Genomic DNA, 16,338 nt, shown 5'->3' on the forward strand with positions numbered 1-16,338 from the left:
AATCTCGATTGGAGTAGGCAAATATTTGTTGAAGTAGCGGGTGACGTACGGACGATGCGACAACAACTGACCGTTCTCGTGGCCGTTGTACTCGCGATTTCTGTCGTCGCCCCTATCGCGGGTGCGACCGGCGCGACGACGGGAGCCGCGGTACAGGATTCGGAGACACAGTGTGAGTACCCCCTCACGATCACCGACGCGTCCGGCGAGGAGGTCACCATCGACGACGAACCCGAGTCGATCGTGACGCTCTATCCGGGTGACGCACAGCTCGCCTACTCCATCGGCGCCGAAGACAAGGTCGTCGGCATGCCGGTCGGCCAGTACACCGACTCGCTCGACGCCGGCGACCGAACCGATATCAGCGAAGACGACGGCGTGACACCGAACGCCGAAGAGATCGTCGCGCTCGACCCCGACGTCGTGCTGGCCGCAAATATCGCACTCAGCCAAGAGGACCTCCTCGAAACGCTCGAGGACGCCGACATTACGGTCGTCGTGCTTGACACGGCGAATTCGATCGACGACGTCCACGACAACGTCCGCACCACCGGCGAAGTGACCGGCGAGTGCGAGAGCGCCGAGGAGACGATCGAGTGGATGGACGACCGACTCGAGGTCTTCGCGGACGCACTCGAGGACGAGGAGGCGCCGCTCGCGTACTACGACAGCGGCGACGACGGCGCGACCTTCGGTGCGGAGACCTTCCAGCACGACGTGCTGACGGCGGGCGGACTCGACAATCTGGCCGCCGAAGTCGGTGAGGAGGGCTGGGTGATGATGAGTCCGGAGACCGTCGTCGACGAGGATCCGGAGTGGGTCGTCTACCCCGACCGTGAGGACGCCCCACCGTCCGCGGACAGTCTGGAAGAGACGACCGCCTTCCAGGAGGATAACATCCACGCGGTCGACGATAACGCAGTAAGTCAGCCCGCTCCGGACATCGTCTACGTGGTCGAATCGCTCGTCGAGACCGTCCACCCCGACGTGTACGACGAGATCGAGTCCGACCTCGCGGCCGTCGACGAAGCGCACGGAGTCGGTGACGACGCAAACGGCGAGGACGACGACGCGGACGACGCGGACGCGAGCGACGACGGCGATGACACGATCCCCGGCTTCGGGATCCCCGTTGCGGTCGCCGCAGTGCTCGCCGTCGCCGGCTTCCTCCTGCGCCGTCGATAACCCTCTCGCTGCCGTCTCGTTTTGAAAAGTGTTTACTCGTCGGCTGTTCGAGACGAACGTATGGTCGAGAACGTCATCTGGCCCGCCTATCTCGATGCGGGCCTCTCACGAACCGAGGGCCGGCGCGTGTCCCAGGATCTCGCAGTCGAAGAGCCGACGGTCGACGAAATCGCCAAGTCCGTCCAGCAGATCGGGTACGACGCCACGATCGAGCGGGACAAGGCCTACTCCCGGGAGCACTGGGCCGACCGGGGTCGGGTCGTCGTCAGGGGGGCCGACGACTCGACGAAGAACGACCTCGTCCAGGCCGTGGCGGCGTACGTCGCCGCGATGCGAGACTAATGCGCCGGGTTGGCTCCGTCGTCCGTACCGCACAGGGTCTCGCCGTGTTGCGGACGGACGGCACCGACGGCGACGCATCCGACTCGAGCGACGCCATTCGGAACGAAATCGGCACGATGGTGCTGAACGACTCGCTCGAGACGGTCGGTCGCGTCGTCGACGTCTTCGGTCCCGTCGACCGCCCGTACATCGCGGTGACGCCGGACAGCGGCGTTCACCTGCCGTCGCTGGTCGGTTCGACGCTCTACGCTCGATAGGCCCGACAGGTTGTAGTTCCGGCTCGAGGCTTACCGCTCCGCCGCCTCGGTTCCGTCCTGCCCCTCTTCCGGCTCCGTACGGATCGATTCGTCCGCCTCGAGCGGAAACGAAAACACCCATAGGAGCAGGGTGTAAACGCCGCTTCATGAACCATCGGACACGCGTCTACCTCGCCGTCGCGTTCACCGTGGCGCTCTTTCTCGGCGTCCAACTCGGTGCGCTGGCGCTCGTCGAGCCCTTCCAGGAGGCCGGCCATCAGGCCGTCGAAGATCCCGACGATCCGACGAACAGCGCGGTCTACTTCGGCATCATCCTCGGTGCGACCGCGCTCATGCTCGTGACGTTCAAGTACGACGTGCAGTGGCTGATCAAGGCCCTGATCGTCGGCGTCAGCGTGATGCTCGCCTGGTTCGTCTTCGCCGAACTCGTGCCGCCGGCCGTCACCGTCGGCGGGGTCAACGCCCTCGCGGCCCTCGCCGCGCTCGTCGTCGGCGCGGCCCTCCTGTTCTACCCGGAGTGGTACGTCATCGACACCACCGGGGTCGTCATGGGGGCCGGTGCCGCCGCGCTCTTCGGGATCAGTTTCGGCCTCCTGCCGGCGATCTTGCTGCTCGCCGTCCTCGCCGTCTACGACGCCATCAGCGTCTACCGAACCGAACACATGCTCGATCTGGCCGAGGGCGTGATGGACCTCAAGATCCCCGTCGTGCTCGTCATCCCGACGAGCCTCTCCTACTCGTATCTCGCCGCGGGCAGCACGGACGGCGTTCTCGAGGATGACGACGGCGACGGCAGCGATGGCTCGACCCGGGCAGACGGATCGAACGCCGACGCCGTCAACGAGTCGAGCGCAGACGATGCGACCTCGAACCTCGAGGACAGCGACACCGATACCGACGAGCTATCCGAAGAAGAACAGGAACGCGACGCGCTCTTTATCGGGCTCGGCGACGCAGTCATCCCGACGATTCTCGTCGCGAGTGCCGCATACTTCCTCGACGTCGGCACGATCGACGTCCCCGGCATCGCGCTGAACGTTCCTGCCCTCGGCGCGCTGGTCGGCACCATCGCCGGCCTTCTCGTCCTCATGTACATGGTCCTCAAGGGCCGACCACACGCGGGACTCCCGCTGCTCAACGGCGGCGCGATCGGGGGCTACCTGCTCGGGGCGCTCGCGAGCGGGCTCTCGCTCGCCACAGCGTTCGGGCTGTAAGCCGTTTTTTCGCGATGATCGACTGGAACCGGAGCAGAATCAGTCCGATAGTGAACCGACGCGCGTTGAACTGTGTGCGTTGGTCGTCTCGAGCTATTCGTCCTCGCCATCCTCGTCCGCATCGTCCTCGTCAGTGTCGTCCGCACCAGCATCGTCTTCATCGGCATCGTCGGCCTCGTCATCGTTTCCGTCGCTATCGTCTGTTTCAGCATCGTCTTCACCACCGTCATCTGATTCGGTATCGTGGCCGTCGGCATCGCTCTCGACGATATCAACCTCGACGTCGTCGCCGTGCTCGATGCCGGCGACCATGGTATCGACGCGTTCTCGCTCGTCGTCCAGCGGGACGTCGTCGTCGTCGGGATAGACACCGATGACCACCAGGTGATCTTCGTCGTAACTGAGCTGGGCGACGTCGACGTAGACGTCGACGCCCGTTTCGCCCTGTAGCGTCGCCGTCCCGTCGTACGTCTCGAGCGAGAGCGTCGACTCGAGCTCCTCCGCTTCGATCGCTCGCCCGCCGACGTTGCTGTCGATCTCGAGTTCGTCGTACTCCTCCTGGACGTACTCGGCGAGCTCCGCTTCGCTCATGTCGCCGACTGGGTTGAAGCTCTCTCCCGCGACGGCGACCTGTGGGGTCGAGACGAGCGCGAAGACGCCGGCATCAACCTCGGAACTGAGGCCCGCGAACGGCACGTCGATGGTCCGGACGTACTGACTGATGTAGTTCGTCGTTTCGACGTTCTCGCCGCCGAACTCCCGCTCTTCGACCCGCTCTTCGGTGCCTCGATACTCGTACCCGGCGTCGTCTGCGGCGTCCGCCGAGACGCGGATCGGCGACGCCTCGAACGACGTGACGTCGTTGAGAATATCGCTCACACAACCCGCAGAGACGCCCGCGACACCGACCGCAGCCGCGGCAACGAACTGTCGTCGATTCATACTAGTCGGGTCGACCTTGTTCTCGGACAAAAAGCTCGTGGTCATCGTCACGGTACGGGAGGCCCATATTTCGGGCGTTTCAGGGCCTCTACGACCGTGTTCGACGAGACGGTGAACGACGCCGTCCGATGGCGCCGCGAGGGCCGCGACGAGACGGCCCTCGCTACTCTCCGGACGGGAGTCGATAGCTCGCCCCGTCGTCGGTATCCTGTACCTCGATGCCGAGCGCCTCGAGCTCGTCGCGCAACTCGTCGGCCCGGTCGTAGTTCCCGTCCGCCCGCTCCTGCTCGCGGACGTCGAGAACGAGATCGACGACGTCGCCTGCGAGGTCGGCCGTCCCCGTCGTCTCGCCGACGAAGGAGAGTCCGAGGACGGCCCCGAGTTCCTCGAGGGTGTCGACGGCTCGTCGAAGCCCGCGATAGTCGAACTCCGAACGATCCTCGAGGTGGGAGTTGACCGCCGTCGCGACGGACAGTAAGGCGGACTGCGCTTCTCGCGTGTTGAAGTCGTCGTTCATCGCCTCGACGAACGAGTCGCGAGCGTCGTCGACGGCCGTCCGCAACGACTCGTCGTCGACTTTCGTCCGCGCAGCGGTCGAATCCACCGCCTCGACGGCCGCGTCGTAGGCGCGCTCGAGTCGGTCCCAGCGCTCCTCGGCTTCGGCGATCGTCTCGTCGGAGTAGAGCTGTTTGCTGTTGTACGATCCCGCGGTGAGGAAGGTCCGTAACACGTTCGTCCCCCACCGGTCGACGGCCTCGTCGACGGTGACGAAGTTGCCCAGACTCGAGGACATCTTCTCGTCGTCCATCTGGAACAGCTCGCAGTGGAGCCAGTAGTTCGCGAACTGCTGGTCGGTCGCGGCCTCCGATTGGGCGATCTCGTTTTCGTGGTGGGGGAAGACGAGGTCCCGGCCGCCGACGTGGAGGTCCAGCGTCTCGTCGAGGTGGGTCATACTCATCGCCGAGCACTCGATGTGCCAGCCAGGGCGGCCCTCGCCCCACGGGGACTCCCAGGTCTGTCCCTCGGGGGTGTGATCGCAGTGGTCGACACCCTCGTGCCGGTGTTCGTGGACGGCGTTTTCGTCGACGCTTCCGGCCTTCCAAAGTGCGAAGTCCGCGGGGTGGCGCTTCTCGGTCCGCTCGTCGGGGTCGCCCTGGGACTCGATCTCGTCGAGTTTCTGGTTCGAGAGTTTGCCGTACTCGTCGAAACTGGTGACGTCGAAGTAGACCGAGCCGTTCGACTCGTAGGCGTACCCCTTCTCGATCAACGTCTCGACGAGGTCGACGATTTCGGGGACGTGCTCGGAGACGCGGGGATAGACCTCCGCGCGGAGCAAATTGAGCGAGCGCATATCTGCGAGCGTGTGCTCGATGTAGCTCTCCGCGACCGACGCTTCGTCTTCGCCGAGGTCGTCTTCGCCCACGCGGGCGACGATCTTCTCGTTGACGTCGGTGAAGTTCTCGACGTGACGCACGTCGTACCCGAGGAACTCGAGCCAGCGGTGCATGACGTCGACGTGGACCCACGAGCGGGCGTGGCCCAGGTGTGGCGGATCCGAAACCGTCAGGCCACAGTAGTAGAGGAGAACGTTCTCCGGATCCTGTGGCTCGAACGGCTCGCGGTCGCCCGTTAACGTGTTCGTCACGTGCAGGGTCATGACGCTCACTTCCCGCGGCCGAAAGTTAAAGCGTGTGATGGGCTTCGACAGCGACTCGGCGACGTCGGGCGCCGAACGACGCCCGCCGTTGGGGCTCTCGATCGGGGTCGCCTGTCAGCCGTCGCTGGCGGAACGACGGCGGACGGACATCGAGTAATAGACAATTATTCTGATCGGTGTTCGCGCAGATTATACGTCTCTCTCGGTAATCGAATTTTACTGTTTCGATCAGCTCAGCGACTCCCCGTCACCCGGGCAAAACTCGAGTGAAATAGTCGAAATGGCTTGCTACGTTTATGCCGGGTTGCTCGGTACGGATTTTCGACTCCGGTGAGAATTCGGACGGCATTTCGACCGCAGCCCACAGATGCGTGACATAACACGCTGTTTCACACCGGGGACCGTCTCGAGGCGATCACGTATGAGAGGATTACCAACGGACTCCAGAGCTGACGAACGACCGGGTATCGAACTAACACCACGTTATCTCCGCCGCCCAGAGTGATGCATCGTCGACGGTTACAAACGGCGATAGTAATTCTGTTCGTCGCGCTATTGGCCTGTACCGCGAGCGCGACAGCGGCCGCGACCGTCGTCGACTCGAACGACGAGCTACCGGACGACGGCTCAATCGGTGAGACCGATGATCTCGAGTCGGTCGCCGACAGCGACGACGGTACGTCGACCGACGCGGAGGACGGGTCGGAAGCCGAACCGAACGACGATACGCCGTCCGATGACGGTTCCGACGATGTCGACAGCGACAACAGCGATGATGATCCCGACAGCAGCGGTGACGACACCGATAACGACGATAGTAGTGACGGTGATGAAGCCACAGAGTCGGCAGTAGTCGCTGACGATCCAGACGCCGAGACCGGTAGCGAACCGGACGGGCCTGCATCGTCAGCACCCGATGAAACGAAACCAGCAGCGGATCCGGAGCCGGTGGACGCGGACGAAACGCACGATTCCGAGCCGAGTACGCCGGAGCGTGCTGACGCCGACTCCGATGATCGGGCGGCGGTCGACGCCGAGCCCGATGAACCTGATTCGGATCGATCCGCTGAGCCGGACGCTGTGGACGATTCTGGCGACGAGTTCGACGGCGAAGGCGAGACGCCCGACGATACCGACGAACGAACGACGCCGGACCCTGCCGAGGCGACCCCCGCTGACGAGTCAGTCGACGACGAGACCGAGAGAGCGGATCGGGGTCCCGCCGAAGAACCGGTTGAACGAGTTTCGAAGCCGCTGACGCAGGACGCGTCCTCCGACGAATCTACCGAGACGGAACAGGCCGATCCGGACCCGACTGGCGAAACGGATCCCGCCGATGAGACGCAGCCCGCACCGAGCGACGAAACCGAAACACCGGGCGCCGAACAGTCCGACGAGACGACCCTCGCGCACGGGGACCCCGCTCCCGACACTGACCACGAGCCGTCCGCCGTAAGTGAGGAGGAATCGTCCACCGATGACGAACCGGGAGCGGATTCATCCGGCCAGCCGGACGATATCGATGACGGCGAAGAGACAGCGGAAACTGCTGGTAACGACGGATCCGGCGTGCTACCCGATAGGGAAATCGACGGATCCAATGCGGTACTCGACAGCGAAGCAGACGAATCAGATAGAAATATCGACGAGCATTCCCCGGCTCTCGGGAATTCGCCGGGAGTCACGAATGGCTCCGACGGAACGGACGAAGACACGACCGAAACCGGTTCTGAACCCATCGAAGACGACGGAGAGATACCCATCGTGTCCGACGCGTCCGCCGACGGCTTCGAAGAGACCGAGCCGGCGACGACGAACGGATCGGTTATCGACGCTGACGACACCGACAATGGGTCGGAATCGACGCCCTCGAGCGAGCGACCTGAAGCGACGGATGCCGTCGGAGAGGATGATCTCCGGAGCGAGGGCGGTATCCTCGCGTCGCCGACGGACGTAACCGAGCCTGTCGATCCCACGGACCGAGACGACGCCGTAGGCGGTCCCCAGAGCGATGACTCCGTCGAAATTCCGGGCGAGAACGAGACCGAAGCAGTCGACGGTGCGGCGCGGACGACGATGGAGACGGTGCCCGCCGCCGAACCAGACATCGCCGAAATCGAAGCGATCGACGAGACGGACGGCAGCAACGCGACTGAAGCAATCGGCTCGACTACCGATCCATCCGACCGTGAGGAGACGCCCGATCTCGGCGACTCGAGCGACGACGTTGCACCTCCGGCTATCGTGAACGATTCCGTGGGAGCGACTGCCGACACTGCTACCGAACTCGTCGACCCCGACTCGAGTGACTCTCTCACTATCGGCCCGGAGAGCCTCCCCGTCGACGAGTCCCTCGTCACTACCGACGACGGACTCGAGACCGTCGTCGAAGACGGTGCCGAAGCGGCCAGTGATGGTGTCGACGGGTCGGCTATCGATGACGGCGGCGTGTCCGTCATCAACGGAGCTACCGAGACACCCATCGGAGGTGTAACCGAAGACGGAGTCGAGGTAGCGGTCGACGATGCCGCCGAGTCGCCTCCGGAAACGACCGAGACGCCCGACTCCGACGACGTCCCCTCGGTGACCGTGCTCGACTCGTCCCGGTCGACCGTCGACGAGACCCTCGATGGACCGGTCGGGTCGCTCGAGGCGGAACCGAACTCGACCGAAACAGAATTGCCCGTGACCGAACCGCTCGACGAGTCCGACGATGTCGTGGAAGCCGTCGAGACGGTCGTCGACCCCATCGAGACGGGTTCCGACCCGGTCACGGAGACGATCGGCGAGAGGAACCTGACCGCAACGGCTGGTGACGACACCCGTATCGGCGTGACAGCGGGGACGGGTGACGGATTGACCGTCGGAACGACAGCCGAAACGGTCGGCGATACCAGCCTCGGAATCGGCGCTGAGCCGACCGGCGAGACGCCCCTCGACATCGATGGCACGACGGTCGGCGACACTAGCCTCGGAATCGGAACCGAGACGGCCGACGGAGTGACAGTCGACCTCTCCGGCGAAACGGTTGGTGAGACGTCGTTCGGGACCACTGCCAACGTCTCCGACGGCGTTCGCGCTGACCTCGACGCGGACGCGGTGGGTGATTCTACCGTCACCGTCGGTGCTGAAACAACCGACGGACGCTCCGTTGACGCGGCTCTCGACACGATCGGCGAGACTACGGTCGGACTCTCCGCGGGGGCGACCGACGGTCTCGATCTCCGAACTACTGTCGCGACGGGCGACGACGGTCTCGATCTCCGAACTACTGTCGCGACGGGCGACGACGGTCTCGGACTGACTCTCGAGTCGAACGCGACAACCGGGCTCGCGGCTCCGAACTCGAGCGATCGAATCGGTCCCGGTCTCGAGTCGTCAACCTCGATCACCGCGACGGGTCTCGAACCCGTCGACGAACTCCGGATAACGGCGGATAGCGCTGACGGCAGCCTCTCGACGACGGCCGACCTTCCTGTCACCGAGTCGCCGATCAGCGTCGCGACCGATCCCGGTGGTCTTCTCGAGCGTGCGATCGATCCACCGTCCGGTCACGGAGACGGGGCACTTCTCGACGCTCGAGTTGGCGACGCGTCGATCGCGGACATCCGCCTCGGAGACGAGCCGATTGCCGATGTTCGAATCGGCGACGTAGTGGGCGTAACGATTGATCCCGCCGGTTCGTCACCCCAGCTCATCACCGTCGAAACGCCCATCGGCCAGTCGTCGGCGGGACCGACGATATCCGAACCGAGCGCTGGAGTCCCACAAATCACTGATCGAAGCGACCCGACTGCGACAGTCGAGGGAGTTGATCTCTCCGAGATGGCAGATATTCAGCCGACGACCGATGGCAGTCTGGCCGTGGTACCGAGCACCCCGTTCATCGGCGGAGACGCCCCGATCCTGACGACGACGGTTTCCGACCCCGTCGCTGGGATCGCTCCTCTCGGTCCGTCCGACGATCCGTCGCCGATCGACCCGATGGCGGGCACGGTATCGGCCGGTCCGATGGCGGACGCGGTATCGATCGGTCCGACGGCCGACTCGGCGGTCGGCTCTCCGTTCCTCGAGGCTGCTCCGTCGTCTCCCAGCCATGGGACCACCACCTCGCCCGAAGCGACAGCACCGTCCGGTGAGTCGGCCACTGTCACCGGAAGTGGCGACGGCGCCTCTGCCTACGGGGCCACACCGAGCGAATTCATCGGGTCACCCGCGGAGCGAGACGGTGCGGCGGCCGACCGGTCGGGGGATCCCGACATCGGGACGATCGCTTCCCCGCTGTCCACCGACGACCCGGGAGCCGGTTCGGCACCGACTGACGACGGCGGCTCCGCTTTCGCACCCGCCGACGAACCGTCTGGGAGCGACATACCGTTGCCGGACGGCACTGCGACCGGTCTCGCGGGGCTGTTGCTACTCGGCGGGATCGTGGCGGGTCGATCGTTCGCCACCGCGTCAACGGCGTTCGTCGGCACCTCTGCAACGACCGTGACGCTCCAGCTTCGGACGCTGTTCGCCGCGATCCGCCGCTGGCTTCGCCACCTGTTGTGGGCGTTCGGTCTGTTCGGCTACAGCCGGTACGACGACACCGACCCGCTCGAGCACGAGAAACGAGCGGCCCTGCACGACACGATCGAGGCATCGCCGGGGATCAATCTCACCGAACTGAGCGAGGAGAGCGGCATCTCGCGCTCGACCGCACGCTACCACCTGCGGATCCTCGAGCACGAAAACCTCGTCGTCACGTCCAAAATCCGCGGCAAGCGCCGGTACTACCTCGTTACCGCGGAGAACCACGAACTTACGGCGTCGATTCGGGACGAATCGACAGCCGCAGTCCTCGAGGAACTCGCCGACTGCGAACCGGCGACCGGCTCGGAGCTCGCCGACGAACTCGAGCGAGATCCGAGCACGATCACACACCACCTGAGCCGGCTCGAGGACGCGGATCTCGTCGAACGCGAACGCGACGGCCGATCCGTCCGCAATCGACTCACGCCGGATGCCCGGGCCGCCTTGGCGATCCGAGAACGGACGCCACCGCCGGTGGCCCAGGAAGAGACCGCGGACTCCGACTCTCCGTCGAACGTCGCCGACTGACGTCCGTCCCCGGCGATCGGCCGTCCCCGGCGATCGGCCGATTCTTGGACGGAGTGGTCAGAACCGCTTTTTCTATCGGTTGTCACGTCCCGAACGAGATGATCCGACACGACGCGACCGTCGTATCCATGGCCAATACTGCATTGCCGTTCAAATCGCCCCCCGAACCCGAGCTACTGGCTCGGTACCAGCGGATCCTCGACTGCCTCGACTCGCTCTCGGGAGCGGTACCGGTCGACCGACTCGCCGACGAACTGCTGGCGCTGGAGCCAGCCGCCGACGTCGAACGGATTCGAATTCGACTGCATCACAGCGACCTTCCGCGGCTCGAGGATACCGGAGTGCTCTCGTACGATCGAACTCGACGACACGTCCGGCTCCTCGAGTGAAGTCCGTGCTCGGTCGACTGCGAGTCGCCCGCGACTCGCGTACGAGCGACGAACAACTACGCGACGAGCGATCACTCGATGGGCACTGCCTCGAGCGCGTCCTCGACCGCTCGCAACGCGTTCGCCCCCTCGAGTCGGTCGACGATGACGACGATCGAATCGTCCCCCACGGCGGCTGCAGCAGGGGTAATCTCCTCGAGGTTCAGTCCCTGCAGGACCGCAGCGAGGGCGGCCGCGTCGACGGCCCCCATCGCGACGATCGCCGTCCGATCGCCGCCGCTGGGACCGAACGACGTCCCGCCGACGGCGATCAGTGCATCGTTCGATCCGGGGTCGACCGAACCGATCCCGCTCTCCATCCTGACCCGTACGTCGCGAGCGTCGCGTTCGTACGCCGGCAGTTCCTCGGCGTACCGCCGCAGCGCCGTCGCGACCGCGTCGACCTCGCCGTCGATCTCGAGAAACCGGGCAGCGGCGGTGTAGTTCACGATCCCCGCTCGCAGTGCTGTGCGAAGAACAGGATGCCCGTCGGCGGCACGGCGAGTCTCGGCTGCCAGTGACATACCACAGGGAGCGAACCACGTCACTATAAATTCGACGACGCCAGCGGGCCGATGTGGGTCGGGGAAGACGGACCGCGGCGTTTTTGCCTCGAGCGCCCAACCCTCGAGTATGGAACTGGACGATATCGAGGAGCTCATCGAATCGAACCTCGAGGACGCAGACGTCACGGTCACGCACGCACGCGACAAGCACGACGACGATCACCTCGCGGCGACCGTGATCTCGCCGGCGTTCGACGGCGTCCCGCTGGTCCAGCAACACCAGCAGGTCTACGACGCCCTCGGCGACCACATGACGACCGACATCCACGCCCTCGAGCTCTCGACGTACACGCCCGAGGAGTACGACGAGTACGAAGGGTGAACGGGGGATCTCGGGCGGTGAGTCACCGCTGCACTCACTGCGGTCGGAACCGCAGCTTTATCCTCCCTACCTGATAGGATATGCGTATGGAATCGCTTCACCCCCGCATCAGGCTGCTCTGGATCGCGCAGGGAGCGATCACGGCAGTCGTCCTCGGCGTCGTCCTCGCGCTCGTCGACCAGTGGATCACGGACGTTCCCACGGTCGCCATCGCCGGCGTCGCCGCGCTCGCACTGCTACTCGGGATCGTCTACGCCGTCCGCCTCTATCAGGTCTGGAAGTTCGAACTCCAGAACGACGCGCTCTATTTGGAGCGCGGCGTCATCACGTTCGTCGAGACCGCGGTTCCGTTCGTCCGCGTCCAGCACGTCGATACGCAGTTCGGACCGATCGAACGCGCGCTCGGCCTCTCGAGCGTCGTCGTCTACACCGCGGGTTCCCGCAATGCAGACGTCCGGATCCCGGGACTGACGCCCGATCGTGCCCGGGATCTGCAGGATACGCTTCGCGAACTCGCCGTCGAGAGCGAAGCCGACGACGCGGTCTGACCGACCATGAATCGACTTCATCCACTGAGCGCGGTCGCGTACGGCCTCCAGTACGGCTTCATCTGGCTGTGGGTCCCGATGGTGCTCGTCCTCGTTCTCGGCGGGATCATCGATCCAATCAGTCCGACCTGGTTCCCCGTGGCCGCACCGCTCGGCTTCGCCGCCGGCGTCGCCTACGGAGTCGGCTACTACTACCGGTTCGAGTACGGCATCACGCCGGACACGTTCGACGTCGCCTCGGGCGTCTTCGCGCGCCGGTCCAGGGAGATTCCGTACGGCCGCATTCAGAACGTCGACGTTCGACAGGGCGTCTTCCAGCGGCTGTTCGGCCTTGCGACCCTCTCGATCGAAACCGCCGGCGGCGGCGCCACCGAAGCCACGTTGAACTTCGTCAGCGAGTCCGAAGCGAACCGGCTTCAGGAGCAGATTCGTCGCCGAACGGCGGACGCGAAAGACCGTCGACGCAAGCGCGAGTCGTCGACTGCTGACGGTCGAGAATCGATCGACGAAACCGGCGAAATGGTTGGTGAGGGCGACGAGACGGAGACGTCTGAGACGGAGCGTTCCGTCGATTCGGATTCGACCGATCCGTCGTCGGATCCGACCGAGAGTCGACGGGATCGCGCGCCAGCGTACGAACAACCGCGTCGCCGAAAGCTGTTCGACCTCGAGTCGCGAGAGCTCTTGCTCTACTCGTTTACGTCGTTCCGACCGGCGGCCGCGGCGGCCGTGCTGGGACTGTTCTTCATCGCGACGGACACGTTCCTCCAGTTGCTCGTGGCGATCGCTCAGCCGGTCGGCGGTCCCGAATCGATCGGCGAGGGGACGACCACCAACTACGGCATTCTGACGCTCGTCTCGATGATCAACGGGATCATCATCACGTACATGCTGAGCGTCGCCTACACGTTCGCCACCTACTACGACTTCCAGCTCGGCCGCGCCGACGAGGACTTCGTCTACGAACGGGGGCTTCTCCAGCGCTACAGCGGCTCGATCCCCGTCGAGAAGGTCCAGTCGGTGACGGTGACGGCCAACCCGCTTCAGCGGCTCATCGGCTACGCCGGGCTCTGGGTCGAGACGGCCGGCTACGGGCCCGACAGCAACGGCGGCAGTCAGTCGGCCGTGCCGCTGGCCAAACAGGGTCGCGTCCACCGATTTACCGAAAATCTGACCGACGTAGAGACGCCGAAATTCCGGAGTCCACCGACGATGGCTCGCCGCCGCTATCTCGCCCGGTACTCGATGATCGCCGCCGGTATCGTCGCGATTTTCTTCGGTATCGCGCAGGTGACCGGCCTCGAGCGCTGGTACCTCGCCGCAGTCGTCTTCGCGGCGGTGCCCCCCGCGGCGCACCTGAAGTACGTCCACCTCGGCTACTACGTCGGCGAGGATCACCTCGTCATCCGCCGCGGCTTCTGGAGTCGCCGAACCACCGTGATCCCCTACTACCGAATCCAGACGGTCTCGACGCAGCGCTCCATCTTCCAGCGCCGGCTCGGACTGGCGTCGCTGGTCGTCGACACCGCGAGTTCGCGGACGTTCTTCTGGGCGACGCCGACGATCTACGACGTCGACCTCGAGGACGCACGCGGCGTCCAACAGGCCAGTCGCAAACGCCTGCAGTCGGCGCTCCGCGAACGCGCTCGCGACGACGATCTGGGACTGTCGGTAGACTTCACCTGACGCGGTCTCGTTTTCCCACCCGTCGCCGGCGTCGTTTCGGTGGATTTTACCACGCTCACAGCGACGCACTCCCTATGGGAGACGAAGACACGGACTACCGTATCGAGGAGGACAGTCTCGGCGAGATGCAGGTTCCCAAGGACGCCTACTGGGGCGCACAGACCCAGCGGGCCATCCAGAACTTCCCCATTTCGGGCATCTCCTTCAGTCGACGATTCGTCCGCGCGCTCGGCGTCGTCAAGAAGGGGGCCGCACAGGCTAACCGCGACCTCGACCTGATCGAGGACGACGTCGCCGAAGCGATCATCGAGGCCGCCGACGAGGTCATCGCCGGCGAACACGACGACCAGTTCCCGGTCGACGTCTTCCAGACCGGCTCTGGGACCTCCTCGAACATGAACGCCAACGAGGTTATCGCCAACCGCGCCGCAGAGCTCATGGGCAGCGAGATCGGCGACCGCGTCGTCCACCCCAACGACCACGTTAACTACGGCCAGTCGTCCAACGACGTCATCCCCACCGCGATGCACGTCGCCTCCCTCGAGGCCGTCGAGAAGGACGTCATTCCGGCACTCGACACGCTCCGCGAGGCGCTCGAGCGCAAAGAGGAGGAGTTCGACGACGTCGTCAAAACCGGCCGCACGCACCTGCAGGACGCGACGCCGGTCACGCTCGGCCAAGAGTTCGGCGGCTACCGCACGCAGGTCGAGAAAGGACTTGGCCGCGTGGACAACGTCCGCGAACACCTCGCGGAACTCGCGCTGGGCGGAACCGCGACGGGGACCGGCCTCAATACGCACGAGGAGTTCCCCGGCCGCGCCGCCGAGTACATCACCAAAGAGACCGGCGTCCAGTTCCGCGAGGCCGACGACCACTTCGAGGCCCAGGCCGCCCACGACGCGATGAGCGAGGCCCACGGCGCGCTCCGCGTGATTGCGGGCTCGCTGAACAAGATCGCCAACGACCTGCGACTGCTGGCCTCCGGTCCGCGAAACGGGCTCGGCGAGATCGAACAGCCCGAGAACCAGCCCGGCTCGTCGATCATGCCCGGCAAGATCAACCCGGTCGTCGCCGAAGCCGTTAATCAGGTTCACAAGCAGGTCGTCGGCAACGACGCCGCCGTCGCAGCGGGCGCAGCGGAGGGTCAGATCGACCTCAACCTCTACAAGCCCGTCCTCGCGCACAACTTCCTCGAGTCGGCGGAGCTCATTTCGAACTCGAGCCAGGTCTTCGCCGAGCGCTTCGTCGATCCGCTCGAGGCCAACGCGGAGTACTGCGAAGAGCGCGTCGAGCAGTCGATGGCGATGGCCACCTCGCTGAACGTCCACATCGGCTACGACAAGGCCAGCGAAGTCGCGAAAACCGCACTCAAGGAGGACAAGACGGTTCGCGAGGTCGTCCTCGAGAAGGGCTACCTCAGCGAAGCGGAAGCCGACGAGGTCCTCGACCCCCGAAAGATGACCGAGCGCGGCATTCTCGGTCAGGACGACTGACTCGAGTCGCTACCTGAGCCGATATTTCGGGACTGATTTCCTTCGTATAATTCGAAGCTGGCACATTTCTGATACTGTGTCGTGTAACCGAGTCACACGACGTTGCTGTGCGTAGACGTGACAGGAAACGGAGTACCCGAGACTGAGTAAACAGGTCGATTGGTCGTTCTTTCTTCCCGGACTACCTCGGGTAAATCGGCACAGTGAAGCCGAATCACGTCCGTTTCGGACGCAAGAAACAAACCCAAGCAGTTTTGATGGATGCTCGCGTCAGACGAAATATGCACACCTGTCGCAACTGCAACCAGTCCTTCCAGACGGAGCTCGCCCTCGAACTACACCGCGATACGTGCAAAAAGGGACAGCTTTTCTGCCAGGTATGTGGCGACCGGTTCCGGGAAGGCGATGCGACTCAGGACGGGTGGCACTTCGAGTGCCCGAACGAGGAGTGTGAGGGCGACGGACTGCAAGAGGACCTGTATCGCGTCGACGACGTCCGAGCAGCGACTCACTGATCGAAGACGAAGGGTTCCGTTCGAGTCGGGTTTCGACCGAGCGTGGTCGTGACCACACGTGCTTCCTGCCCCACACGTTC

At 64.6% G+C, this 16,338-nt stretch carries 15 protein-coding genes; 12 read left to right on the forward strand and 3 right to left on the reverse strand.

The genetic code is table 11. The features are described 5' to 3' along the window. Positions 1-54: 54 nt before the first annotated feature. The 4 genes from BLT08_RS10715 (at position 55) to BLT08_RS10730 (ending at position 2,998) form a co-directional block, all read left to right on the forward strand. Positions 55-1,185, forward strand: coding sequence for a PGF-CTERM-anchored ABC transporter substrate-binding protein (locus BLT08_RS10715; protein WP_090306305.1), 1,131 nt, complete (start codon positions 55-57; stop codon positions 1,183-1,185). A gap of 60 nt (positions 1,186-1,245) precedes the next feature. Further along, on the forward strand, positions 1,246-1,527 hold the full coding sequence (gene srp19 / locus BLT08_RS10720) for a signal recognition particle subunit SRP19 (RefSeq protein ID WP_090306308.1): 282 nt from the start codon (positions 1,246-1,248) through the stop codon (positions 1,525-1,527). Next, positions 1,527-1,784: an H/ACA ribonucleoprotein complex subunit GAR1 gene (locus BLT08_RS10725; protein WP_090306311.1), complete on the forward strand. Its 258-nt coding sequence runs from the start codon at positions 1,527-1,529 to the stop codon at positions 1,782-1,784. The genes srp19 and BLT08_RS10725 overlap by 1 nt, the downstream gene beginning before the upstream one ends. Positions 1,785-1,930: 146 nt before the next feature. After that, positions 1,931-2,998 (forward strand): presenilin family intramembrane aspartyl protease PSH, encoded by a 1,068-nt coding sequence (locus tag BLT08_RS10730; protein WP_090306314.1) that lies wholly within the window; start codon positions 1,931-1,933, stop codon positions 2,996-2,998. Between the two features lie 93 nt (positions 2,999-3,091). Here BLT08_RS10730 and BLT08_RS10735 read toward each other — a convergent pair whose 3' ends face one another. Beyond that, the gene (locus tag BLT08_RS10735; RefSeq protein ID WP_342707650.1) at positions 3,092-3,940 is read right to left on the reverse strand and encodes a DUF6517 family protein; all 849 of its coding nucleotides are present in this window, start codon (positions 3,938-3,940) and stop codon (positions 3,092-3,094) included. Between the two features lie 163 nt (positions 3,941-4,103). Then, a complete protein-coding gene (gene cysS, locus BLT08_RS10740; protein WP_090307656.1) occupies positions 4,104-5,597 on the reverse strand; it encodes a cysteine--tRNA ligase in 1,494 nt (497 codons plus the stop codon). A 34-nt stretch (positions 5,598-5,631) separates the two neighbouring features. Here cysS and BLT08_RS23595 point away from each other — a divergent pair, with 34 nt between their 5' ends. The 3 genes from BLT08_RS23595 (at position 5,632) to BLT08_RS10750 (ending at position 11,089) form a co-directional block, all read left to right on the forward strand. Then, on the forward strand, positions 5,632-5,754 hold the full coding sequence (locus BLT08_RS23595; RefSeq protein WP_281245263.1) for a hypothetical protein: 123 nt from the start codon (positions 5,632-5,634) through the stop codon (positions 5,752-5,754). A 347-nt stretch (positions 5,755-6,101) separates the two neighbouring features. Next, complete coding sequence (locus tag BLT08_RS10745) at positions 6,102-10,700, forward strand: helix-turn-helix domain-containing protein (protein WP_090306318.1); 4,599 nt, start codon at positions 6,102-6,104, stop codon at positions 10,698-10,700. Between the two features lie 128 nt (positions 10,701-10,828). Next, on the forward strand, positions 10,829-11,089 hold the full coding sequence (locus BLT08_RS10750) for a DUF7344 domain-containing protein (RefSeq protein ID WP_139171297.1): 261 nt from the start codon (positions 10,829-10,831) through the stop codon (positions 11,087-11,089). 71 nt (positions 11,090-11,160) lie between these two features. On the opposite strand, the gene BLT08_RS10755 is transcribed toward BLT08_RS10750, so the two are convergent. Beyond that, positions 11,161-11,652: a DUF7523 family protein gene (locus BLT08_RS10755; RefSeq protein ID WP_090306324.1), complete on the reverse strand. Its 492-nt coding sequence runs from the start codon at positions 11,650-11,652 to the stop codon at positions 11,161-11,163. Between the two features lie 109 nt (positions 11,653-11,761). Here BLT08_RS10755 and BLT08_RS10760 point away from each other — a divergent pair, with 109 nt between their 5' ends. From BLT08_RS10760 to BLT08_RS10780, 5 genes are all read left to right on the forward strand, one after another. Further along, entirely contained in the window at positions 11,762-12,016 is a 255-nt protein-coding gene (locus tag BLT08_RS10760) for a BolA family protein (protein WP_090306328.1), read from the forward strand. An 86-nt stretch (positions 12,017-12,102) separates the two neighbouring features. Next, the gene (locus BLT08_RS10765) at positions 12,103-12,564 is read left to right on the forward strand and encodes a PH domain-containing protein (RefSeq protein WP_090307661.1); all 462 of its coding nucleotides are present in this window, start codon (positions 12,103-12,105) and stop codon (positions 12,562-12,564) included. 6 nt (positions 12,565-12,570) lie between these two features. Then, positions 12,571-14,250, forward strand: coding sequence for a PH domain-containing protein (locus BLT08_RS10770; protein WP_090306331.1), 1,680 nt, complete (start codon positions 12,571-12,573; stop codon positions 14,248-14,250). Between the two features lie 74 nt (positions 14,251-14,324). Next, positions 14,325-15,743: a class II fumarate hydratase gene (locus BLT08_RS10775; protein WP_090306334.1), complete on the forward strand. Its 1,419-nt coding sequence runs from the start codon at positions 14,325-14,327 to the stop codon at positions 15,741-15,743. A gap of 281 nt (positions 15,744-16,024) precedes the next feature. Continuing rightward, positions 16,025-16,258, forward strand: coding sequence for a transcriptional regulator (locus BLT08_RS10780; RefSeq protein WP_090306337.1), 234 nt, complete (start codon positions 16,025-16,027; stop codon positions 16,256-16,258). The last annotated feature ends 80 nt before the right edge of the window (positions 16,259-16,338 follow it).

It is taken from the genome of Natronorubrum texcoconense, assembly GCF_900100335.1.
GTDB classification, from domain to species: Archaea; Halobacteriota; Halobacteria; order Halobacteriales; family Natrialbaceae; genus Natronorubrum; species Natronorubrum texcoconense.